The sequence below is a fragment of the Streptomyces achromogenes subsp. achromogenes genome, from assembly GCF_000720835.1.
Classification (GTDB): domain Bacteria; phylum Actinomycetota; class Actinomycetes; order Streptomycetales; family Streptomycetaceae; genus Streptomyces; species Streptomyces achromogenes.
In genome coordinates, this window is record NZ_JODT01000024.1 from 115,179 (window position 1) to 137,011 (window position 21,833).

15 protein-coding genes and 2 pseudogenes are annotated in these 21,833 nt (G+C 72.9%); 13 read left to right on the forward strand and 4 right to left on the reverse strand.

Annotation, left to right across the window (positions count from 1 at the left end):
• Positions 1 to 70 precede the first annotated feature (70 nt).
• Entirely contained in the window at positions 71 to 1,294 is a 1,224-nt protein-coding gene (locus tag IH25_RS0124685; RefSeq protein ID WP_030614607.1) for a L,D-transpeptidase, read from the reverse strand.
• Between the two features lie 163 nt (positions 1,295 to 1,457).
• Here IH25_RS0124685 and glgX point away from each other — a divergent pair, with 163 nt between their 5' ends.
• The 7 genes and pseudogenes from glgX (at position 1,458) to IH25_RS0124715 (ending at position 8,654) form a co-directional block, all read left to right on the forward strand.
• The gene (gene glgX, locus IH25_RS0124690) at positions 1,458 to 3,701 is read left to right on the forward strand and encodes a glycogen debranching protein GlgX (protein WP_030614611.1); all 2,244 of its coding nucleotides are present in this window, start codon (positions 1,458 to 1,460) and stop codon (positions 3,699 to 3,701) included.
• A 227-nt stretch (positions 3,702 to 3,928) separates the two neighbouring features.
• Positions 3,929 to 4,435 carry a SigE family RNA polymerase sigma factor gene (locus IH25_RS0124695; RefSeq protein WP_030614615.1) on the forward strand — a complete coding sequence of 169 codons (507 nt, stop codon included), beginning with the start codon at positions 3,929 to 3,931 and terminating at the stop codon, positions 4,433 to 4,435.
• 9 nt (positions 4,436 to 4,444) lie between these two features.
• On the forward strand, positions 4,445 to 4,864 hold the full coding sequence (locus IH25_RS39760; RefSeq protein WP_209445364.1) for a cellulase: 420 nt from the start codon (positions 4,445 to 4,447) through the stop codon (positions 4,862 to 4,864).
• Positions 4,865 to 4,997: 133 nt separating this feature from the next.
• Positions 4,998 to 5,744, forward strand: a pseudogene (locus tag IH25_RS0124705) (dolichyl-phosphate beta-glucosyltransferase); the annotation flags it as partial.
• Between the two features lie 20 nt (positions 5,745 to 5,764).
• Positions 5,765 to 7,003 carry a glycosyltransferase family protein gene (locus IH25_RS0124710; protein WP_030614624.1) on the forward strand — a complete coding sequence of 413 codons (1,239 nt, stop codon included), beginning with the start codon at positions 5,765 to 5,767 and terminating at the stop codon, positions 7,001 to 7,003.
• 60 nt (positions 7,004 to 7,063) lie between these two features.
• Positions 7,064 to 7,159 (forward strand): putative leader peptide, encoded by a 96-nt coding sequence (locus IH25_RS42995; protein ID WP_342447375.1) that lies wholly within the window; start codon positions 7,064 to 7,066, stop codon positions 7,157 to 7,159.
• Positions 7,160 to 7,241: 82 nt separating this feature from the next.
• A complete protein-coding gene (locus IH25_RS0124715; RefSeq protein WP_030614626.1) occupies positions 7,242 to 8,654 on the forward strand; it encodes a sulfatase family protein in 1,413 nt (470 codons plus the stop codon).
• A gap of 25 nt (positions 8,655 to 8,679) precedes the next feature.
• Here the strand turns inward: IH25_RS0124715 and IH25_RS0124720 are convergent, their stop codons facing one another.
• Together IH25_RS0124720 and IH25_RS0124725 are read right to left on the reverse strand one after the other, a co-directional pair.
• Complete coding sequence (locus tag IH25_RS0124720; protein WP_030614628.1) at positions 8,680 to 10,566, reverse strand: ABC transporter ATP-binding protein; 1,887 nt, start codon at positions 10,564 to 10,566, stop codon at positions 8,680 to 8,682.
• Complete coding sequence (locus tag IH25_RS0124725; protein WP_030614630.1) at positions 10,563 to 12,383, reverse strand: ABC transporter ATP-binding protein; 1,821 nt, start codon at positions 12,381 to 12,383, stop codon at positions 10,563 to 10,565. Before IH25_RS0124725 ends, IH25_RS0124720 begins: the two co-directional genes overlap by 4 nt.
• Positions 12,384 to 12,770: 387 nt before the next feature.
• Between IH25_RS0124725 and IH25_RS0124730 the strand changes: the two genes are divergently transcribed.
• The 5 genes and pseudogenes from IH25_RS0124730 to IH25_RS0124750 all read left to right on the forward strand — a co-directional run bounded on the left by IH25_RS0124730 (position 12,771) and on the right by IH25_RS0124750 (position 18,031).
• Positions 12,771 to 14,828 carry a M4 family metallopeptidase gene (locus IH25_RS0124730; protein ID WP_030614633.1) on the forward strand — a complete coding sequence of 686 codons (2,058 nt, stop codon included), beginning with the start codon at positions 12,771 to 12,773 and terminating at the stop codon, positions 14,826 to 14,828.
• 252 nt (positions 14,829 to 15,080) lie between these two features.
• Positions 15,081 to 16,736 carry a M4 family metallopeptidase gene (locus IH25_RS0124735; RefSeq protein WP_030614636.1) on the forward strand — a complete coding sequence of 552 codons (1,656 nt, stop codon included), beginning with the start codon at positions 15,081 to 15,083 and terminating at the stop codon, positions 16,734 to 16,736.
• A gap of 74 nt (positions 16,737 to 16,810) precedes the next feature.
• Positions 16,811 to 17,332 carry a DUF1990 domain-containing protein gene (locus IH25_RS0124740; protein WP_030614639.1) on the forward strand — a complete coding sequence of 174 codons (522 nt, stop codon included), beginning with the start codon at positions 16,811 to 16,813 and terminating at the stop codon, positions 17,330 to 17,332.
• 66 nt (positions 17,333 to 17,398) lie between these two features.
• Positions 17,399 to 17,728, forward strand: a pseudogene (locus IH25_RS0124745) (hypothetical protein); the annotation flags it as partial.
• A 24-nt stretch (positions 17,729 to 17,752) separates the two neighbouring features.
• Positions 17,753 to 18,031 carry a contact-dependent growth inhibition system immunity protein gene (locus tag IH25_RS0124750; RefSeq protein WP_157847005.1) on the forward strand — a complete coding sequence of 93 codons (279 nt, stop codon included), beginning with the start codon at positions 17,753 to 17,755 and terminating at the stop codon, positions 18,029 to 18,031.
• Between the two features lie 35 nt (positions 18,032 to 18,066).
• Here the strand turns inward: IH25_RS0124750 and IH25_RS0124755 are convergent, their stop codons facing one another.
• Positions 18,067 to 20,685: a glycosyltransferase family 1 protein gene (locus IH25_RS0124755; RefSeq protein WP_030614649.1), complete on the reverse strand. Its 2,619-nt coding sequence runs from the start codon at positions 20,683 to 20,685 to the stop codon at positions 18,067 to 18,069.
• Positions 20,686 to 21,017: 332 nt separating this feature from the next.
• Between IH25_RS0124755 and IH25_RS0124760 the strand changes: the two genes are divergently transcribed.
• Positions 21,018 to 21,833 (forward strand): maltotransferase domain-containing protein (locus IH25_RS0124760; RefSeq protein ID WP_030614652.1); only part of this gene is annotated, 816 nt, incomplete at its 3' end.

A 21,833-nucleotide genomic window follows, 5' to 3' on the forward strand; every position in this document is an offset into this window, starting at 1 on the left:
ACGTCACCGTTCCGTCGCGATTTCCCCCGTGACCTGCGCCTCGGCCGCCGGGTCCCCCCCTCACCGGCCGTCACTTCACCGCGCTGCCCGCCGTCCAGTCCTTCCAGGTCATGTTCCAGCCGCCGAGGCCGTTGTCCGGGGCGACCGTCTTGTCCTTGCTGTTGACGACCTCGATGACGTCGCCGACGAGGCTGCGGTCGAAGAACCAGCCCGCCGGGGTGTCCGAGCCGCCGCCCTTGACGTCCCTCAGACCGACGCAGCCGTGGCTGACGTTGGCCGTCCCGGGGGCGTCCAGGGCCCAGTAGTTGCCGTGCAGGAAGGTGCCGGAGTCGGTGAGCTTCATGGCGTGCGGGACGTCGGGGATGTCGTACTCGCCGCCGAAGCCGACCGTGCGGCTGTTCATGCGGGTGACCTCCAGCATGTCCATCACCACCATCTTGCCGTTGTAGGTGGGGTGTTTGGGGGCGCCCGCGGTGATGGGGACGGTGGCCAGCAGCACTCCGTCGCGCCGCACCTCCATCATGTGCCGGGCGGCGTCGACCAGGGAGGCCTGGCCGCGGCCGACGGTGAAGGCCACCGTCTTGTCCTGGAGGCCGTACACGCCCCGCGCGCCCTCCACGTCCCGCAGGTGAAGGTCCACGGTGACCTCGGTGCCGGGCTTCCAGTACCCCTCCGGGCGGAAGTCCAGGCGGTCCTTGCCGAACCAGTGCGGGCGGATCTCGACGGGCGGCCGGGCGGTGACCTTCACGGCGCGCTCGACGGCGGCCCGGTCGGTGATCTCCCGGCTGAAGGAGAGCGAGACGATCATCCCGGTGCCGACGGTGGCGCGGTTCTCCGGGGTGACGTAGGCGATGAACCGTTGGTCGGGGACGTGGGTGGTGAAGGTGGTGTGCCGGGCCGAGCGGTGGCCCCGGGGGTCCAGCGCCACCACGTCGACGGTGTACCGGGCGGCGAGCGCCAGCCGCTCCTCGTCGGGGCGCCAGGTCAGTCCGTCGGCGCCGATCCGTCCGGGGACCGGTGACACCCGCGCGTCCTGCTCCTTGACGACGGTCACCTTCTCCAGGCGCCCGCCGGGCACCTCGATCCGCAGCCGCTCGTCCGGGCGCACGGCCCGGCTCCCGTCGTCGGGGGTCACCCGGATGACGTCCTCGGGGGCCGGGGAGTCCCCCCGTGCCCCGCCCATGCCCAGCGGTCCCGGGCCGTCGACGGAGCAGCCCGCGAGCAGCCCCGCCCATGTCAGTACGGCGGCCAGCGCGGCTCCCGCGCGCCGTGCGCGTCCAGTTGTGTGCCTCACACGGGTCTCAACGACCGGGCACGCTCCGGGGAAACGTGAGTGCGAGCCACCCGCTGGGCAGAACAGAGGCAAGGACGACACGCTGGGGAGCCGCGGGCGCGGGCGGACACCCCGGCGCCCGCGTCGGAAGCCACGGACGAGCCGCCGGGAAGAGGGGCCGACAGTGACGAGCGCAGCCGAGCAGCGGGCACCGGCCGGGGAGCCGGCCGCCGGGAGCGGGCAACCGGCGGCGGTGAACGGCGCCCGGCGCCCCGTACCGCCCGCCCCCCTCGTGTGGCCGGGCGCGGCCACCCCGCTGGGGGCCCGGTTCCGGACCGGCCCGGACGGGGTCGCCGGCACCAACTTCGCGCTGTGGGCGGCGGGCGCGGAGGCGGTCCGGGTGTGCCTGTTCGACGAGGCCGGGCGGGAGACCCGGATCCCGCTGACCGAGCTGACGCACCAGATATGGCACGGCTTCGTGCCGGGGGTGATGCCCGGGCAGCGGTACGGCTACCGGGTCGACGGCCGCTGGGACCCGTGGACCGGCGCCCGCTGGAACCCGGCCAAGCTGCTGCTCGACCCGTACGCGCGGGCGGTGGACGGCGAGTTCGCGCTGCCGCCGGAGGTGTACGGGCACGTGCGGGACTGGCCGGACCAGTCGGTGGCGGACACCGTGCGCGACGAGCGGGACTCGGCGCCGTACGTCCCGAAGGGGGTCGTCGTGCACGATGACGACGACTGGTCCGACGACCGCCGCCCCAAGACGCCGTGGTCCGACTCGGTGATCTACGAACTGCACGTGCGCGGCTTCACCAAGCGGCACCCGGGCATCCCCGAGGAGCTGCGCGGCACCTACGCGGGGCTCGCCCACCCGGCCGCGATCGAGCACCTGGTGAAGCTGGGCGTCACGGCCGTGGAGCTGCTGCCGGTGCACCAGTTCGCGCACGAGGACCACCTGCTGCGCCGGGGCCTGACCAACTACTGGGGCTACAACTCCATCGGCTACTTCGCCCCGCACGCCGGCTACGCCGCCTCCGGTACGACGGGACAGCAGGTCGGCGAGTTCAAGCGGATGGTGCGCGCGCTGCACGCGGCCGGCATCGAGGTCATCCTCGACGTGGTCTACAACCACACCGCGGAGGCGGGCGAGCTGGGCCCGACGCTGTCCCTGAAGGGCATCGACAACCGCGGCTACTACCGGCTCCAGGACGACGCCCGCCGCTACGCCGACTACACCGGCTGCGGCAACACCCTGCACGTGGTGCAGCCGCAGGTGCTGCGCCTGATCACCGACTCGCTGCGCTACTGGGTGACCGAGATGGGCGTGGACGGCTTCCGCTTCGACCTGGCGGCGGCGCTGGCCCGCTCGATGCACGACGTCGACATGCTCTCGCCGTTCCTCGCGGTGATCGCCCAGGACCCGGTGCTGCGCCGGGTGAAGCTGATCGCCGAACCGTGGGACATCGGCTCCGGCGGCTACCAGGTGGGCGCCTTCCCGCCGCTGTGGACCGAGTGGAACGACCGCTACCGCGACGCCGTACGGGACTTCTGGCGGGGCGCCCTGCCCGACGTACGGGAGATGGGCTACCGGCTGTCCGGCTCCAGCGACCTGTACGCGTGGGGCGGCCGGCGCCCCTACGCCTCGGTCAACTTCGTCACCGCGCACGACGGTTTCACCCTGCGCGACCTGGTGTCGTACGAGACCAAGCACAACGAGGCCAACGGCGAGGACAACCGGGACGGCACCGACGACAACCGCTCCTGGAACTGCGGGGCGGAGGGCGAGACCGACGACGAGGAGGTACGGGCGCTGCGCCGCCGGCAGCTGCGCAACCTGCTCACCACCCTGCTGCTGTCCACCGGCGTGCCCATGCTGGTCGCGGGCGACGAGTTCGGGCGCACCCAGCACGGCAACAACAACGCCTACTGCCAGGACAACGAGATCGGCTGGGTGGACTGGTCGCTGCTCGAAGAGCCCGGGTGGCGGGCCCTGTCCGAGCTGACCGCGCGGCTCGTCGCACTGCGCCACCGGCACCCGGTGCTGCGTCGGCGGGCCTTCTTCTCCGGCCGCGCGCAGACCGCGGACGGGCTGCGGGACCTGGCCTGGTTCACCGCGCGGGGCACGGAGATGACCGAGGGCGACTGGTACGCGCCCGCCGGCACGCTCGGCATGTATCTGTCCGGGCGGGACATCCCGGGCCGGGACGAGCGGGGCGCGCCGGTGGTGGACGACAGCTTCCTCGCGGTGCTGCACGCGGGCGGGCGGCCGGCCGGGTTCGTGCTGCCGGGGCCGCCGTGGGCGGAGCGGTACGAGGTGGTCGTGGACACCTCGGCGGAGGAGCAGGCCGGGGCGCCGGGCACGGTCCACCGGGCGGGCGCGCGGATCACGGTGCCGGAGCGGACGGTGCTGCTGCTGCGGGTCGCCTGAGCCGGCCCGGGGACTTCGGGACTTCGGGGCTTCCCGGTTCGCTCGCGCCTGCCCGGGAGTTCTGTGGCGTCACGGGGCGTCCGGGCCGGTCAGGGGCCTGTGTGAGACTGCGCGGAGCCTGTGTGCCGGCTGTGCGTGACGCGGATCACGCCCGTCGAGTGCAGCGCGGGCGGGGGTCCAGGGCCTTTCTCCTGGTGTAGACAGCCGGCGAGAACGGGGACCGTGGGATGGAGCAGGCCAGGGCCGGTGAGTACGACGCGTTCGTGGCGGCCCGCTGGTCGGTGTTGTTCCATCTGGCCCGTCTGCTCACCGGGGGCGACCGGCACCGGGCCGAGGATCTGTTGCAGGAGTCCTTGGTCAAGCTGTGGTTCGTCTGGCCGAAGGTCGCCGACGAGGCGCCGGAGGCCTATGTGCGCAAGGTGCTCGCGCGGTCCGCTGCCCGCTCGGCCCGCCGTCGCTGGTGGGGCGAGCGGCCCGTGGAGGAGCTGCCGGAGACGGCGGCGGCCGGGGACCTGTCGGCGACCGTCGCCGAGCGGTCCCGGCTGGAGGCGGCGCTCGCCCGGCTGACCCCGCGCCAGCGGGCCGCCGTGGTGCTGCGCTACTACCAGGACCTGCCGGACCGGCAGGTCGCCGAGGCGCTGGGCTGCCCGGTGGGCACGGCCCGGTCCCATGCCGCGCGCGGGGTGGCCCGGCTGCGCCGGCTGCTGGCCGACGTCATCGAGCCGGTGGGGTGAGGAAGACGCATGGATCACTTCGAGCGGCGGTTGGCCGGGCTGCTGCGGCAGGACCCGGAGCCGGAGCCCTTCGAGCCCCGGCACCGGGAGGCGTTGCACGCCGGGGTGCGGGCCCGGCGCCGGGCGCGCGCGGCGCGCCGGGCCGCCGGGTGCGTGCTGGCGGGGGCCGGGCTCGGCCTGGTGCTGGTGCTGTGGCCGCACGGCCCCACCGACGACCGTCCGGCCGCGCCGCCACGGCCCGCGACCAGTCCGGCGCCGACACCGACACCGACCACGACGCCGGCACCCGGTGTCTCGGTGTCCGAGCCGCCGTCGCGGTCGCCGGACTTCACGCCCTCCGCGCCGTCCGTGACACCGACGGACACCGACGACTCCACGCCCCCGGAGGACACCTGGAGCACGTCCTTCCCGCCCACGGCCACCAAGTAGCCCACGGCCTTCCGCCCGCCCCGGTGTGCCCCGGCGCACCCGACCACGACCAGAGACAGACGGGGTTCATGTGACGCACATCCGACCGAGCCGGCCGAGCCGGCAGCCCGCCGGCGCGCCGGCCTTCCGCCGGATACCCCGGCCCGCCCCGCTGCCGGCGGCCCACGAGGCGGCCGAGCCGGTCCTGGACGTGGCCGTGCCGGTCTACAACGAGGAGAAGGACCTGGAGCCCAACGTCCGGCGGCTGCACACGCATCTGCGGGACACCTTCCCCTATCCGTTCCGGATCACCATCGCCGACAACGCCAGCACCGACGGCACCCCGGACATCGCCGCCCGGCTGGCCGCCGAGCTGGCCGAGGTGACCTCGCTGCGGCTGCCGGAGAAGGGCCGGGGCCGGGCCCTGCGGGCCGCCTGGTCCGGATCCCGGGCGCCCGTGCTGGCGTACCTCGACGTGGACCTGTCCACCGGGCTGGCCGCGCTGCTGCCGCTGGTCGCGCCGCTGATCTCGGGCCACTCCGACCTGGCCATCGGCACCCGGCTGGCGCCGGGGTCGCGGGTGGTGCGCGGGACCAAGCGCGAGGTCATCTCCCGCTGCTACAACGTGCTGCTGCGCTGCACGCTCTCGGTGGGCTTCTCCGACGCCCAGTGCGGGTTCAAGGCGGTCCGGCGCGAGACGGCCGAGCGGCTGCTGCCGCTGGTGCGGGACGGGGAGTGGTTCTTCGACACCGAGCTGCTGGTGCTCGCCGAGCGGGCGGGCCTGAGGATCCACGAGGTGCCGGTCGACTGGGTCGACGACCCGGACAGCAGCGTGGACCTGGTCGCCACCGCGCTGGCGGACCTGCGCGGGATCGTCCGGATGCGGCGCGCCCTGGCCCGCCGCCCGGGGCCGGTGGTCCGGTGACCGCGACCCTGCCCGGCATAGGGACGCCGGACACCGAGGCCGCGCCGGACTCCCGGCTGCGGGCCGCCGCCCGCCGCCACGGCCCGGTCCTCGCCCTGTTCGGCACCCTGAAGCTGGCCGGCTTCTGCTCCTTCATGTACCTGCTGTCCTCCACCGGGGACTACCGCACCAAGCACCCCCGGTTCGGCGGCGGCGCGCACGCCTGGGACGTGCTGGCCACCTGGGACGGCTGGTGGTACCAGCAGATCGCGCTGCACGGCTACGACCCGAAGCTCGTCCCGGTCCCGGGCGCCACCGGCCTGATCACGCTGGAGGGCAACTCGGCGGCGTTCTTCCCGCTCTACCCGGCGCTGATGCGGGGGACCTCGGCGGTCACCGGCCTCGGCTCCTACGGCGCCGGGCTGCTGGTCTCCATCGTCGCCTCCTTCGCCGCCGCCCTCGGCATCTACGCCGTCGCCGAGCGGTTCGGCGGCCGGCGGGCCGGGCTCGCGGCGGCCGGGCTGTGGGCGGTGTGGCCGGGCTCCGGGGTGGAGTGGGCGGTCTACTCCGACTCCCTGTACGTGGCCCTGGCGGCCTGGGCCTGCCATGCCGTGCTCACCCGGCGCTGGCTGACCGCCGGGGTGCTCACCTTCGCGGCCGGGCTGAACCGGCCCACCGCCGGCGCGCTGATCGCCGCGCTGTGCGTGTCCGCGCTGCTGTCCCTGCGCCGCCGGGAGGACGGGGTGCTGCGCCCGGTGCTGGCCATGACCCTGGCCCCGCTCGGGCTCCTCGGCTATCTGCTGTGGGTCGGCAACCGCATGGGCGACCTGGGCGGCTACTTCAAGCTCCAGTCGGGCGCCTGGGCGCACAGCTTCGACTATGGCAAGCAGACCCTGGACGTGCTGACGTCCGTGCCCGTCGGCAAGTTCGACTACCTCTTCGCGTACCCGTTCACGGACGTCATCTCGGTCGGCGTGATCCTGCTGGTCTGCGCGCTGCTGCCGCTGCTGCTGCGGCTGCGCCCGCCGGCGGTGCTGGTGCTGTACACCGTGATCACGCTGGTCCTGGTCCTCGGCAGCCAGCAGATCGTCGCCAACATCTCCCGCTATCTGCTGCCCTGCTTCCCGCTGTTCGTGCCGCTGGCGGTCGCGCTGCGCCGGCTGAGCCTGCCGGTGCTGTGCACGCTGCTGGGGATCGCGGCGCTGGCCTCCGGCTCGTACGCCGGGTACGCCCTGTTCGAGCTGGGGGTGCCGTGATCCCGCCTGGCGGACGGTGTCTTGACGGCGCGTGCGGCTTCCTGGCACCGTCCTGTGATCATGAGGCCTGCCACGGAACACACACACGCGCGCATCGCGCTCGTGGCACGGCGGCATGTGGATCTGTGCCGGCAGTCCAGCGCCCTGTGTCGCTGACCCGCACCCTCGTTCCCCTTCTCCTTTTCTCCTTCACCCCGCCGTGCCCCGCTCCGGGGCACGGCCGTTTCGAGGATCCCGCATGTCCGACATGTCCCGCCGTGCCTTCGGCGGTCTGCTCGGCGGCGGCGCGGTCTCCACCGTCACCGGTGCCGCGACGCCCGCGCAGGCCGCCCCCGCCGAACGCCCCTTCCGCTCCCGCACCGCCGCCGCCCCCGGGTCCCGCCCCAACTTCCTGGTCATCCTCGGTGACGACCTGGGCTGGGCCGACCTCTCCTCGTACGGCGCACCGCACATCAAGACCCCGAACCTGGACCGGCTGGCCCGCCAGGGCGTGCGCTTCACCGACGCCTACTCCGGCTCGGCGACCTGCTCGCCGACCCGTTTCAGCCTCTACACCGGCCGCTACCCGGGCCGTACCAAGGGCGGCCTCGCCGAACCGGTGGCCGACCGGTCCCAGGGTCTGGACCCGAACCACCCCACGCTCGCCTCCCTGCTGAAGAAGGCCGGCTACGACACGGCCCTGATCGGCAAGTGGCACTGCGGCTGGCTGCCCGACTACAGCCCCACCAAGTCCGGCTGGGACGAGTTCTTCGGCAACTTCGGCGGGGTCCTGGAGTACTTCTCCAAGCTGGGCCAGCTCGGCGACTACGACCTGTACGAGGGCGACGCCGAGTACCGCGACCTGCGCTACTACACCACCGTGCTGACCGAGCGGGCCGTCGAGTACGTCGGCCGGAAGCATCGCCGGCCCTGGCTGCTCAACCTCAACTTCACCACCCCGCACTGGCCCTGGCTGGCCGAGGGCGACGCGGAGACCGGCGCGGAGATCGCCGCTCGCGTCCGGGCGGCGACAACACCGGCCCAGGTCACCGCGGCGCTGGGACACCGCGACGGGGGCTCGGTCGCCAAGTACACCGAGATGGTGCAGAGCCTGGACGCGGCCGTCGGCGAGGTGCTGGCCGCGCTGCGCCGCTCCGGGCAGGAGGAGAACACGCTGGTGCTGTTCGCCAGCGACAACGGCGGTGAGCGCTGGTCGTACCAGTGGCCGCTGAGCGGTCAGAAGGCCGGTCTCCAGGAGGGCGGCATCCGGGTGCCGGCCATTCTGCGCTGGCCGGCCCGGATCGACGGCCACCAGGTCAGCCACGAGCCGAACTTCTCCCCCGACTGGACCGCGACCCTGCTGGAACTCGGCGGCGCCCGCCCCGACCCCGCCCACCCCCTGGACGGCACCAGCCTCGCGGGCTATCTGCTGCGCGGCGAACGCCTGCCGGAACGCGATCTGTTCTGGCGGGTGCGGAACAACCGGGCGCTGCGCCGGGGCGACTGGAAGTACTACCAGGACGCCGCCGGCACCGACCACCTCTACCACCTGGCCGCCGACCTGCGCGAACAGGCCGACCTGGCCCCGGACCGCCCGGACCTGCTGGCCGAGCTGAAGGAGGCGTGGGAGCGGATAGCGAGCGGCCTGCTGCCGTACCCGGACCGGGGGTGACCTCGGGCGGCGGTGCGCGGTACGGCTAGGCCAGGCTGTCCCGCCATGCCCGGTGGAGGTCCGCGAAGCGGCCGGTGCCCGCGATGAGTTCGTCCGGGGTGCCGTCCTCGACGATGCGGCCGCCCTCCATCACCAGGACCCGGTCCGCGATCTCCACGGTGGACAGCCGGTGGGCGATGACCACGGCGGTGCGGCCCCGCAGCACCGTCGCCATCGCCCGCTGCACCGCCCGCTCGCCCGGCACGTCCAGCGAACTGGTCGCCTCGTCCAGGATCAGCACGGCCGGGTCGGCGAGCAACGCCCGGGCGAACCCGACCAGTTGGCGCTGTCCGGCGGAGATGCGGCCGCCCCGCTTGCGGACGTCGGTGTCGTAGCCGTCGGGCAGCGCGCTGATGAACTCGTGCGCGCCGATGGCCTTCGCCGCCCGCTCGATCTCCTCCCGGCCGGCGTCGGGGCGGCCGAGGGCGATGTTGTCGGCGACCGTGCCGGAGAACAGGAACGCCTCCTGCGTCACCATGACCACCCCGCGCCGCAGTTCGGCCGTGGACAGCTCGCGCAGGTCCACGCCGTCCAGCAGCACCCGCCCGGCGGAGGGGTCGTAGAACCGGGCGAGCAGCTTGGCCAGGGTGGACTTGCCCGCGCCGGTGGTGCCGACGACCGCGACCGTCTGCCCGGCGGGCAGGGTGAGGTCGAAGCGGGGCAGCACCTCGCCGCCGGTGCGGTAGCCGAACCGGACCCCGTCGAACACCACCTCACGGCCCGGGAAGTCGCCCTTCCTCGCCGGGAGCCGACGCGGCTCGGCCGGTTCGGGCACGGTCGGTTCCTGCGCCAGCAGCCCGGCGATCTTCTCCAGGGACGCGGCGGCCGACTGGTAGGAGTTCAGGAACATGCCGAACCGGTCGATCGGGTCGTACAGGCGGCGCAGGTACAGCACCGCCGCCGCCAGCACGCCCAGCTCCAGCGAGCCGGCGGCCACCCGGTAGGCGCTCCACAGCACGATCGCCGCGACCGCCGTGTTGGCCACCAGCCGGGAGCCGACCACATAGCGGGCCATCTCCAGCAGCGCGTCCCCGTTGGTCCGCTCGTGCCGGGCGTTCAGCTTCGCGAACTCGGCCTCGTTGGCGGCCTCCCGGCGGAAGGCGCGCACCGGGCGGATGCCGTTCATCGTCTCGGTGAACTTCACGATCACCGCCGCCATCGCCGTGGACTTGGCGCCGTACACCCGGCCGACGCGCCGCCGGTAGAGCCGGACCAGCAGGTGCAGCGGCACGAAGGACGCCACCGCGACCGCGCCGAGGCCGGGGTCCAGCCAGAGCAGCAGGGCCGAGACGGAGACGAAGGACAGCAGGACGGTCACCAGTTCCTGGAGCCCCTCGTCCAGCAGTTCGCGCAGTGACTCCACGTCCGTGGTGGCCCGGGAGATCAGCCGGCCCGAGGTGTACCGCTCGTGGAAGTCGATGCTCAGCGCCTGCGCGTGCCGGAAGATCCGGCCCCTGAGGTCCAGCAGCACGTCCTGGCTGACCCGCGCGGAGGTTTCCACGAACGCGAACTGCAAAGCGCCCGAGGCGAGGGCGCACAGCAGATAGCCCGCGGCGACCGCGATCAGCGGGCCGTTCCGGTCGTGCCGGAGCGCCGGTACGGCGGTGTCGATGGCGTACGCCACCAGCAGCGGGCCCGCCTGCACCGCCGCCTGCTGGAGCAGCAGCAGGAGCGAGGTGAGCGCGACCCGGGCCTTCATCGGCGCGAGCAGCGAGCGCAGCAGGGCGGCGGTGGCGCCGGGCGGGGTGGGCAGGACGTCCCGGTCGAAGGCGTCGCCTTCGCCGCCGTCCGGGTGCGGGGAGCCGTCCGGGTTCCGGGAGCGGTCCGGGTCGTCGTCGGCGACGGCGGGGGTGGAGGCGGACGTGGTGGTCATCGGGTCTCCTGGCGTTCCCCGGACATCAGATGGGCGTACTCGACGTGGTCGCGCAGCAGTTGCCGGTGGGTGCCGACGGCCGCGATCCGGCCGCCCGAGAGCAGGGCGACCCGGTCGGCGAGCAGCACCGTGGACGGGCGGTGGGCGACGATCAGCGCGGTGGTGTCGGCGAGGACCTGCCGCAGCGCGGCCTCCACGGCGGCCTCGGTGTGCACGTCCAGGGCGGACAGCGGGTCGTCCAGCACGAGGAACTCCGGCCGGCCGACCACCGCGCGGGCCAGTGCGAGCCGCTGGCGCTGGCCGCCGGACAGGCTGAGGCCCTGCTCGCCCACGCGGGTGTCCGTGCCCTGCGGCAGCGTGTGCGCGAAGTCGGCCCGGGCGATGGCGAGGGCCCGGTCGAGTTCGGGCTTCCCGGCCCCGCCCGGGGCGCCCATCAGCACGTTCTCGCCGACGCTCGCCGAGAACAGGGTGGGCTCCTCGAAGGCCACGGCGACCCTGGAGCGCAGTTCCTCGCGGGACATGGCGGTGATGTCCACGCCGTTCAGCGTGATCCGGCCGGAGGTGACCTCGTACAGGCGCGGGACGAGGGCGGTGAGCGTGGTCTTCCCGCTGCCGGTGGCGCCGACGAGGGCCATGGACTCCCCGGCCCGTATGTGCAGGTCGATGCCGTCGAGGAGGGGCGGGGAGCCGGGGGGTGCGTCGGGATACCGGAACCGCACCCCCTCGAACCGGATCCCGGACCCGGCCCGGCCCCCGCTCACCGCCACGGGCCCCGGCACCGCGGCCTCGCCGCTCCCCACCAGGGCCTCCCGGGCCTCGCCGCTCCCCTCCGGCGCCTCGTCCATCACCTCGAAGTAGCGTTCCGTGGCCGTCGCCGCCTCCTGGGTCATGGCCAGCAGGAAGCCGATGGAGTCGACGGGCCAGCGCAGCGCCAGCGCGGTGCTGAGGAAGGCGACCAGCGTGCCCGCGGACAGGTCGCCGTCGGCGACGCGGACGGCGCCGAGGACCAGGGCCGCTCCGATGGCCACCTCGGGCAGCGCCACGATGACGCCCCAGATGGTGGCCAGCAGCCGCGCCTTGCGCAGTTCCGTGCCCCGCAGCCGGCCGGCGAGGTCCCGGAAGGCGCGCGCCTGACTGCGGTGCCGGCCGAAGCCCTTGACGACGCGGATGCCGAGCACGCTCTCCTCGACCACCGTGGTCAGGTCCCCGACCTGGTCCTGGGCGCGCCGGGCGACCCGCGCGTAGCGCCGCTCGAACACCACGCAGGTCCACATCACGGGCACGGCCGGGCCGAGGATGACCAGGCCCAGCGTCCGGTCCTGCGCCAGCATGATGGCCACGCCGACCAGGATCGTCACCCCGTTGACCAGTAGGAAGGTCAGCGGGAAGGCGAGGAACACGCGCAGCAGCATCAGGTCGGTGGTGCCGCGCGAGAGCAGCTGGCCGGACGCCCAGCGGTCGTGGAAGGCCACCGGCAGGCGTTGCAGCCGGCGGTACAGATCCGCCCGCATCTCCGCCTCGACGTGGGACAGCGGCCGGGCCACGAGCCAACGCCGGATGCCGAACAGGACCGCCTCGGCGATGCCGAGCAGCAGCAGGTACAGCGCGCCGAGCCACACGCCCGCCGGGTCGCGGTCGGCGACCGGCCCGTCCACCAGCCACTTCAGCACGAGCGGGATCACCAGCCCGGTACAGGAGGCGACGACCGCGACGGCCGCCGCGGTGAACAGCCGGGCGCGCACGGGGCGGACGTACGGCCACAGGCGCAGCAGGGTGCGTACGACGGAACGGTCGGCGGTTGCACGTGTCGTGGGCATCACCGCGAGCGTACGGATCGCGACCGGCCGGGCCCATCGAGTTTTGGCCGTACCGCACCCGGACAACGGCCCGGGGGCCGGGGCGGGGAAGGGGGAGCTCCCCGGAACACCGCACCCCAACAGTTCGCATACCGAACATGAACATCCGGTCAACGAACCATTTCCGGCCAAGTTTGTGACGCGCTCCTGACAGGCAGTGAGATCTCCTGCCACTCTTCCCAGGCCGACTCACAGCGACCCCACAGCTCTCCGTTCCCCGTACGCCCGCGTGGGCCGGCCGAGCACCCGCACCTGGTTCCGCGTAACGCCTGTTCTGCCCGGACGCCCGAACCCACCGTCCGGTCTCCCCTGGCCGCGCGACCCGCGGTCCCGCAGAAGGAGTCAGTGTTGAGAAGCAGTTCCTCTCGCGGACGCACCTCCCACACAGCACGGCGCCGCACGGCGCACCGCCGCACCGCCACCGTCGCCCTCGCCGGCGTCACCGCCCTGATCGCCGCCGCCGTCCAGGCGGGCGCGGCCGGCGCCGCCCCGCAGGCACCGCGGCCGGGCCGGGCGAACCCGGCGCACACGGCGGTCAAGCTGACCCCCTCGCAGCGTGCCGAGCTGATCCGGCACGCCGACGCGGGCCGGACCGCCGCCGCCCGCCGACTCGGGCTGGGCGACCAGGAGAAGCTGGTCGTCAAGGACGTGGTGAAGGACGCCGACGGGACCCTGCACACCCGGTACGAGCGCACCTACGCGGGTCTGCCGGTGCTCGGTGGCGACCTGGTCGTGGCCACCGACTCCGCCGGCAAGACCATGGAGGTGGTGCGGGCCACCAACGCCACGCTGAAGGTCACCGGCCTCACCCCGGCGGTGCCGAAGGCGACCGCCGAGCGGCAGGCCGTGGGGCGGGCGAAGGCGCTCGGCGGGACCAAGCCGGCCGCGGACAGCGTCCGCAAGGTGATCTGGGCCGCGACCGGCAAGCCGGTGCTGGCGTACGAGACGGTGGTCGGCGGGCTCCAGGAGGACGGCACCCCGAACGAGTTGCACGTCATCACCGACGCGGCCACCGGCCAGAAGCTCTACGAGTACCAGGGCGTCAAGAACGGCGTGGGCAACACCCAGTACAGCGGGCAGGTCACGCTGACCACGACCCAGTCGGGTTCCACGTACAACCTCACCGACGGAGCGCGCGGCGGCCACAAGACGTACAACCTCAACCGCGGCACCTCCGGCACCGGCACGCTGTTCTCGCAGTCCTCGGACACCTGGGGCAACGGCACCAGCTCCAACGCGGCCACCGCGGGCGCGGACGCCCACTACGGGGCCGCGCTCACCTGGGACTTCTACAAGAGCACGTTCGGCCGTACCGGCATCAAGAACAACGGCGTCGGCGCCTACTCCCGCGTCCACTACGGCAACGCGTACGTCAACGCGTTCTGGACCGACAGCTGCTTCTGCATGACCTACGGCGACGGCTCCGGCAACACCAAGCCGCTGACCTCGATCGACGTCGCCGGCCACGAGATGAGCCACGGCGTCACCTCGGCCACCGCGAACCTCAACTACAGCGGCGAGTCCGGCGGCCTGAACGAGGCCACCAGCGACATCATGGCCGCGGGCGTGGAGTTCTACGCGAACAACACCACCGACGTCGGGGACTACCTGGTCGGCGAGAAGATCGACATCAACGGCAACGGCACCCCGCTGCGCTACATGGACAAGCCCAGCAAGGACGGCGCGTCCAAGGACAACTGGTACTCGGGCATCGGCGGCGTGGACGTGCACTACTCGTCCGGCCCGGCGAACCACTTCTTCTACCTGCTGAGCGAGGGCAGCGGCGCCAAGGTCGTCAACGGCGTCAGCTACAACTCGCCCACCGCGGACGGCCTTCCGGTCACCGGCATCGGCCGGGACAAGGCGCTCCAGATCTGGTACCGGGCGCTGAGCACCAAGTGGACGTCCACCACCAACTACGCGGGCGCCCGCACCGGCACCCTCGCGGCGGCCGGCGAGCTGTACGGCACCACCAGCGCCGAGTACAAGGCGGTGCAGGACGCCTGGGCGGGCGTCGGGGTCGGGGCCCGCTCCGGCGGCGGTGGCGGGGGCGGCGGCACCTCGTACGAGAGCAGCACGCCGGTGTCCATCCCGGACAACGGGCCGGCCGTCACCTCGGACATCACCGTCTCCGGCCGGACCGGCAACGCGCCGAACAACCTCCAGGTGAGCGTGGACATCGCGCACACCTGGCGGGGTGACCTGGTGATCGACCTCGTCGGCCCGTCGGGCACCGCCTACCGGCTGAAGGACTACAGCTCCTCGGACTCCGGGGACGGCGTCAACGAGACCTACACGGTCAACGCGGCGGCGGAATCGGCCAACGGCACCTGGAAACTGCGGGTACAGGATCAAGCCACCTACGACACGGGAACGATCAACGGCTGGAAGCTGACCTTCCCGTAAACCGCAGGACGAAAAGCCCGAGTTGACGGCGCTGCCCGGGGGTCGGACCCCCTCGGGCGGCGCCGGTTAACACCCCCGAAATGTTCATCGGTTGGTCGATTTTCGGCCAACATCACTTCAGGGTCCTGACATGTACGCGCCCTTGATGTCACTCTCTCTCCACCCGCCGCAGCAGCACAGCAACTTCACAACGCCACACACTCCGGCCAGTAACCCCACACTGCCCGGACTCCCCCACGAGAAGGAGCTTCCGTGAGCCCCCTCTACGCGCGTCACAAGCGCACCACGCTGGCCATCGCCACCGCTGTCGCCGCCGGAGCCCTGCTCTCCACCGGTCTGACCGCCAGTGCGAGCGCGCAGACCCCGGCCGGAGCCGCCGCCGCCAAGCCCCTGGCCGCCGCCCCGACCGCGCTGACCGCCGCGGCCCGCACCTCCCTGATCCACGAGGCCCAGTCCGGCGCGGCCGACACCGCCCGGCAGATAGGCCTCGGCGCCCAGGAGAAGCTGGTCGCCAAGGACGTCGTCAAGGACGCCGACGGCACCCTGCACACCCGCTACGAGCGCACCTACGCGGGCCTGCCGGTGCTGGGCGGCGACCTGATCGTCCACACGACGAAGTCCGGCAAGACCCAGGGCGTCACCAAGGCCACCACCGCGGCCCTGAAGCCTGCCTCGCTCAAGCCGCGGATCACCGCCGCCAAGGCCGAGCAGCAGGCGGTCTCCGCCGCCAAGGCGCTCGGTTCCGCCAAGACCGCCGCGGACGGCGCCCGCCAGGTCGTCTGGGCCGGCTCCGGCAAGCCCGTCCTCGCCTACGAGACGGTCGTCGGCGGCTTCCAGGACGACGGCACCCCGAACCAGCTGCACGTCATCACCGACGCGGCCACCGGCAAGAAGCTCTTCGAGTACCAGGGCATCGAGAACGCGACCGGCAAGACGCTGTACTCCGGCACGGTCACCCTCAACTCCGTGCAGTCGGGCTCGACGTACCAGCTCACCGACAGCGCGCGGGGCAACCACAAGACGTACAACCTGGCCCGCAAGACGTCCGGCACCGGCACCCTGGTCGCCAACTCCACCAACGTCTTCGGCACCGGCACCGCCTCCACCTCCTCCTCGGACCAGACGGCTGCCGCCGACGCCGCCTACGGCGCGGGCGTGACCTGGGACTTCTACAAGAGCACCTTCGGCCGCAACGGCATCAAGAACAACGGTGTCGGCGCCTACTCCCGCGTCCACTACGGCAACGCGTACGTCAACGCGTTCTGGGACGACAGCTGCTTCTGCATGACCTACGGCGACGGCTCCGGCAACGCCGACCCGCTGACCTCGCTGGACGTGGCCGGCCACGAGATGAGCCACGGCGTCACCTCCAACACCGCGGGCCTCAACTACTCCGGTGAGTCCGGCGGCCTGAACGAGGCCACCAGCGACATCTTCGGCACGGGCGTGGAGTTCTTCGCCAACAACGCGTCCGACCCCGGTGACTACCTCATCGGCGAGAAGATCGACATCAACGGCGACGGCACCCCGCTGCGCTACATGGACAAGCCCAGCAAGGACGGCGGCTCGGCGGACTACTGGTCCTCCACGGTCGGCAACAAGGACGTCCACTACTCGTCCGGCGTCGCGAACCACTTCTTCTACCTCCTCGCGGAGGGCAGCGGTTCGAAGACGATCAACGGCGTCACCTACAACTCGCCGACGTACAACGGCTCCGCCGTCACCGGCATCGGCCGCGCCAAGGCGCTGCAGATCTGGTACAAGGCGCTGACCTCGTACATGACGTCGACGACCAACTACAAGGCCGCCCGCACGGCGACCCTGAACGCGGCGTCCGCGCTGTACGGCTCCACCAGCACCGAGTACCAGGCGGTCGCGGCGGCCTGGTCCGCCGTGAACGTCAACTAGCACCTGCCGGACCGGCACACCAGGGCGGCACCCGGGACCAGCGCGTCCCGGGTGCCGCCCTACCCTTGTGACCCATGTCCTCGGCGCCCTTCACCTATGAGCCGGTCGGCGTGACCCGCGACGACCCGACGTTCTGCCCGCCCGGCTTCCGTCCCCTGCTCGTGCGCACCCGCCTCGGCGAGGGCCACGCGGTGTTCCGGCGGGCCGCCGAGGCGGTCCTGACCTGGGAGATGCACCGCGCCCTGGGCGTCGGCATCGACGCCACCGCCGACCGCGCGGCCCCCGGCGTCGACGTCACGGTCACCCTGGCCGGCGTCGTCAAGGCACCCTGCCGCGTCATATGGGCCACCGAGGAGTTCCGCCGCGCCGGCTGGGCGTACGGCACCCTCGAAGGCCACCCCGAGTGCGGCGAGGAGGCCTTCGTGGTCGACCGCACCGGCGACGGCACGGTCTGGCTCACGGTGTCGGCCTTCAGCAAGCCGGCCAAGTGGTACGCGAGGGCGGGCGGCCCGGCCACCAGGGGCCTCCAGCACGCCTACGCCCGCCGCTGCGGAGCGGTCCTCAAACGCCTCACCGAGGACCAGCCGGAGTCGTGACCTGCCCCTCCTCGCCCACGCGGGGCGTCGGGGTCCCGCCAACCCGTTCACCGGACACCCGTGCCGCGTTGCACGGCGGTGCTGGTGCCGGTGGGCGAGGGTGACGCGCCGTTGACGGCGGATTTCGGTGGGGTCCGCTGGAGCTACGCCTTCTCGGACGAGGGCGCGTTGGCGCGCTTCGCGGTGGCGCGGGGTGAGGGCGCGCGGGAGTGGGTGTATCAGCGCTGGCTCGGTGCGCGGTTGCTGGACGCGGCGGTGCCGGCGGTGGGCGTGCCGTGCGGGGTGGCGCTGGACTGTGCGGACGGGGATGAGGGGATGGTCTTTCCTCCGGTGCGGGGGGTCGTGCCGGATGCGGTGGCGGTGGACGTCGACGGCGGGACGGGGGGCGTGCGGTGAGCGGGGGCGGCGGTAGTAGAAGGTCTGCGTCGGCTGATCGGCCAGGATGTCGGGCTTCGTTGGCTTCTTCCTGTGGCTCTGGATCACCTGCGTGAAACAGCACCACAGGAAGCAGCGACCGGCTGGTACGACGACGACCTGCTGTCAGCCGTGGTGACGCGCGCGGAATCGGTATGGAGGGAACAGCCGCGACTCGCACGGCACCTTGACGAGACCGTACGCATGCTCACGGATCTCTCGTCGTACATCCGACACGAGGTGGAGGGCTTCCGAGCGGCTCTGTCGGACGTGCTGATGGCGTGAGTGGAGGCCATGCCGCTGGTTCAGCGGGGCTCGCCTCACCGCAACACCACCCCCGCCCCCTCCACCACCTCCTCCGGTGGGATGGTCACCAGGCCCGTTTCCGCGGGGGAGGCCAGGAGGGGGTGGGTGGGGAGGATGCGGATCGTGTAGCCGTAGGGGCCGGTGCGGTCCAGGGACAGCGGGCCCTCGTAGAGCACGCGGCCCTCCAGGTCGGCGGTGCCGGCCGGCTTCAGCGGGACGACCGTCGCGTCCGTGATGCGGTCCTGTTCGTCCACCCGCCCGGAGACCGCCTGGACCTCCACGTCGTCGGGGGTCAGCTCACCGAGGGCCACCCGGACCCGCAGGCCCACCGTCGTCCCCAGTTCCGCCGTGGGCGTCGACGCCGTCGTCTCCACGTGGTCCACGCTCACCCCGGGCCAGGCGGCCCGCACCCGGGCCTTCCAGCCGGCGAGGTCCCGGGCGGTGTCCGGGGTCAGCGCGCGGTGGGCCAGGGCGGCGGGGGCGTACAGGCGGTCCACGTACTCGCGGACCATGCGGCCGGCCAGCACCTTCGGGCCGAGCAGGGAGAGGGTCCGGCGGACCATCTGGATCCAGCGGTCGGGCAGGCCCGCGCGCCCGCGTTCGTAGAAGCGGGGCGTGATCCGCTGTTCCAGGAGGTCGTACAGGGCCGCCGCCTCGATGTCGTCACGGTGGTCCGGGTCGGTGCCCGCGCCGTCCGCCGTCGGGATGGCCCAGCCGAAGTCCGGCTGGAACCACTCGTCCCACCAGCCGTCCAGCACCGAGAGGTTCAGGCAGCCGTTCAGGGCCGCCTTCATGCCCGACGTACCGCACGCCTCCAGCGGGCGCAGGGGATTGTTCAGCCAGATGTCGCAGCCCGGGTAGAGCCGTTGGGCCATCGCCATGCCGTAGTCGGGGAGGAAGACGATGCGGTGGCGCACCCGTGGGTCGTCGGCGAACCGGACCAGCTCCTGCACCAGCCGCTTGCCGCCGTCGTCCGCCGGGTGGGCCTTGCCCGCGACCACGATCTGCACCGGACGCTCGGGGTGCAGGAGCAGCTCCGTCAGGCGGTCGCGGTCCCGGAGCATCAACGTCAGCCGCTTGTACGACGGCACCCGGCGCGCGAAGCCGATCGTGAGCACGTCCGGGTCCAGGACGCCGTCGATCCAGCCCAACTCGGCGTCCCCGGCACCGCGTTGCCGCCAGGACGCGCGCAGCCGCTCCCGTACCTCCAGCACCAGCCGTTCCCGCAGGGTGCGGCGCAGCTCCCAGATGTCCTGGTCCGGGATGTCCGCGACCGAGTCCCAGCGCTCGGAGCCGCCGACGCTCAGCGCGTCCTCGGCCCGCTGGGCGCCGACCTGCCGGGTGGCCAGCCGCAGCACCTCCGGTGCCACCCAGGTCGGGGCGTGCACGCCATTGGTCACCGAGGTGATCGGCACCTCCTCGGCGTCGAACCCCGGCCACAGGCCCGCGAACATCTCCCGGCTGACCTGGCCGTGCAGCAGCGAGACCCCGTTGGCGCGCTGGGCCAGCCGCAGTCCCATCACCGCCATGTTGAACAGGTTCGGCTCGCCCCCGGGGTACGTCTCCCGGCCCAGCTCCAGCACCCGGCGCACGTCGATGCCGGGCAGTTCGGCGTCGGGGCCGAACTGCCGGCCCACCAGGTCCCGGTCGAAGCGGTCGATGCCGGCCGGGACCGGGGTGTGCGTGGTGAACACCGTGCCGGCCCGCACCGCCTCCAGGGCCGCGTCGAAGTCCAGCCCGGCCGCGCACAGTTCGGCGATCCGCTCCAGGCCGAGGAACCCGGCGTGCCCCTCGTTGGTGTGGAACACCTCCGGCGCCGGGTGCCCGGTGAGCCGGCAGTACGTGCGTACCGCCCGCACCCCTCCTATCCCGAGCAGCATCTCCTGGAACAGCCGGTGTTCGCTACCGCCGCCGTAGAGCCGGTCGGTGACCCCGCGTTCGCCGAGGTCGTTCTCCTCCACGTCCGAGTCGAGCAGCAGCAGCGGCACCCGGCCGACCTGTGCCAGCCAGATCCGGGCGCGCAGCGCCTTGCCGCCGGGCAGAGCGAGCGAGACGTGCGCGGGGGTGGAGTCGGGCTCCGTCAGCTGGGTGAGCGGCAGTTCGTTGGGGTCGAGCACCGGATAGTGCTCCTGCTGCCAGCCGTCCCGGGAGAGGGTCTGGCGGAAGTAGCCGTGCCGGTAGAGGAGTCCGACACCGATCAGGGGGACACCGAGGTCGCTGGCCGCCTTCAGGTGGTCGCCGGCCAGGATGCCGAGGCCGCCGGAGTACTGCGGGAGGGCGGCCGTGATGCCGAACTCCGGGGAGAAGTAGGCGATGGCGGCGGGCAGGCCGTCCGCCTGGGTCTGGTACCAGCGTTCGCCGGTCAGATAGTCGTCGAGGTCGTCGGCGACGGCGGTCAGGCGGCGCAGGAACCGCCGGTCACCGGCCAGTTCGGCCAGCCGGGCCGGGCGTACCCGGCCCAGCAGCCGCACCGGGTCGCCACCGGCCGCGGCCCACGCCTCGGGGTCGACGGACTGGAACAGATCGCGCGTCTCCGCATGCCAGGACCAGCGCAGATTGCGTGCCAGGTCGCTCAGTGGCCGGAGGGGGCCGGGGAGAACGGGACGGACGGTGAACCGACGGATCGCCTTCACATTCCACCTCGGGACGCGTAGCGGGGTGAGCCGCACGAAGCCGTGCGTCTCGTCGTCTCCTTCGACGGTAGTGGTTACCGCGCGGTCGGTGGGGACGTACCGGCCGGGGGTGTCGGTGCGTCAGGCCCCGGTCACCGGGCACCCGGAAAGTAGGGGAACCGGTCTTGTGTGCGGCCGTACGCATGAGTAGTTAACACAGTGCCGGATTGCCCACCCGAACCCAGGGGGAAGGCTCTTCGGTATCCACCCCACAGGCGTACCACCGCACACCGCAGGACCCACCTCCCCATGTCCATCCGCCCATACCCACGTTGCAGCGGACAGGAGCGGTCATGCCCGCCAGGCACCACTCGTCACCACCCCCGAAAAGCAGCAAGGCCAAGGCAGCAGGAAGGAAGCCGACGGGCGGGAGGGGCGGTACGCCTGCCCAGGCGCCCGCCGCCACGGACCGGGCCGCCCCGGACCACGCGCCCGCCACCGGGAATCGGTCCGGCCCGGCGACCGCACCGGCCACCGGCGAACGGCCCACCCCGGCGACCCAGGCCGCCACCGCCCTGGGCCGTATCCCCATCCTCGACGTACGCCCCGTGGTCCAGCACGGCCGCCGGCCCGCCAAGGCCGTGACCGGGGAGTCCTTCGAGGTCACGGCGACCGTGTTCCGGGAGGGCCACGACGCCGTCGCGGCGAACGTCGTGCTGCGGGACCCGGCGGGCCGGCCCGGGCCCTGGACCCCGATGCGGGAACTCGCCCCGGGCACCGACCGCTGGGGTGCCACCGTCACGGCGGGCGAACCGGGCCGCTGGACCTACACGGTGGAGGCGTGGTCGGACCCGCTCACCACCTGGCGCGAGCACGCGGGGATCAAGATCCCGGCCGGTATCGACACCGAACTGGTCCTGGCGGAGGGCGCGCTGCTGTACGAGCGGGCCGCCGCCGGGGTGCCGGAGGCGGAGCGGGGACCCGTCCTGGACGCGGTGGCGGGCCTACGGGACCGCGACCGCCCGGCCGCCTGGCGTCTGGCGTCGGCGCTGGCCCCGGAGGTGACGGAGGTGCTGGCCCGGTATCCGTTGCGGGAGCTGGTCACCGCCTCCGACGCGATGCCGTTGCTGGTGGAGCGCGAACGGGCCCTGTACGGCTCCTGGTACGAG

What these genes read in the sequence shown, in the direction of transcription:
- IH25_RS0124695 (WP_030614615.1), top strand. Translation starts at nt 3,929, where the DNA reads ATGGAGCAGGCCAGGGCCGGTGAGTACGACGCGTTCGTGGCGGCCCGC.
- IH25_RS39760 (WP_209445364.1), top strand. Translation starts at nt 4,445, where the DNA reads ATGGATCACTTCGAGCGGCGGTTGGCCGGGCTGCTGCGGCAGGACCCG.
- IH25_RS42995 (WP_342447375.1), top strand. Translation starts at nt 7,064, where the DNA reads ATGAGGCCTGCCACGGAACACACACACGCGCGCATCGCGCTCGTGGCA.
- IH25_RS0124715 (WP_030614626.1), top strand. Translation starts at nt 7,242, where the DNA reads ATGTCCGACATGTCCCGCCGTGCCTTCGGCGGTCTGCTCGGCGGCGGC.
- IH25_RS0124720 (WP_030614628.1), bottom strand. Translation starts at nt 10,566, where the DNA reads ATGACCACCACGTCCGCCTCCACCCCCGCCGTCGCCGACGACGACCCG.
- IH25_RS0124725 (WP_030614630.1), bottom strand. Translation starts at nt 12,383, where the DNA reads ATGCCCACGACACGTGCAACCGCCGACCGTTCCGTCGTACGCACCCTG.
- IH25_RS0124740 (WP_030614639.1), top strand. Translation starts at nt 16,811, where the DNA reads ATGTCCTCGGCGCCCTTCACCTATGAGCCGGTCGGCGTGACCCGCGAC.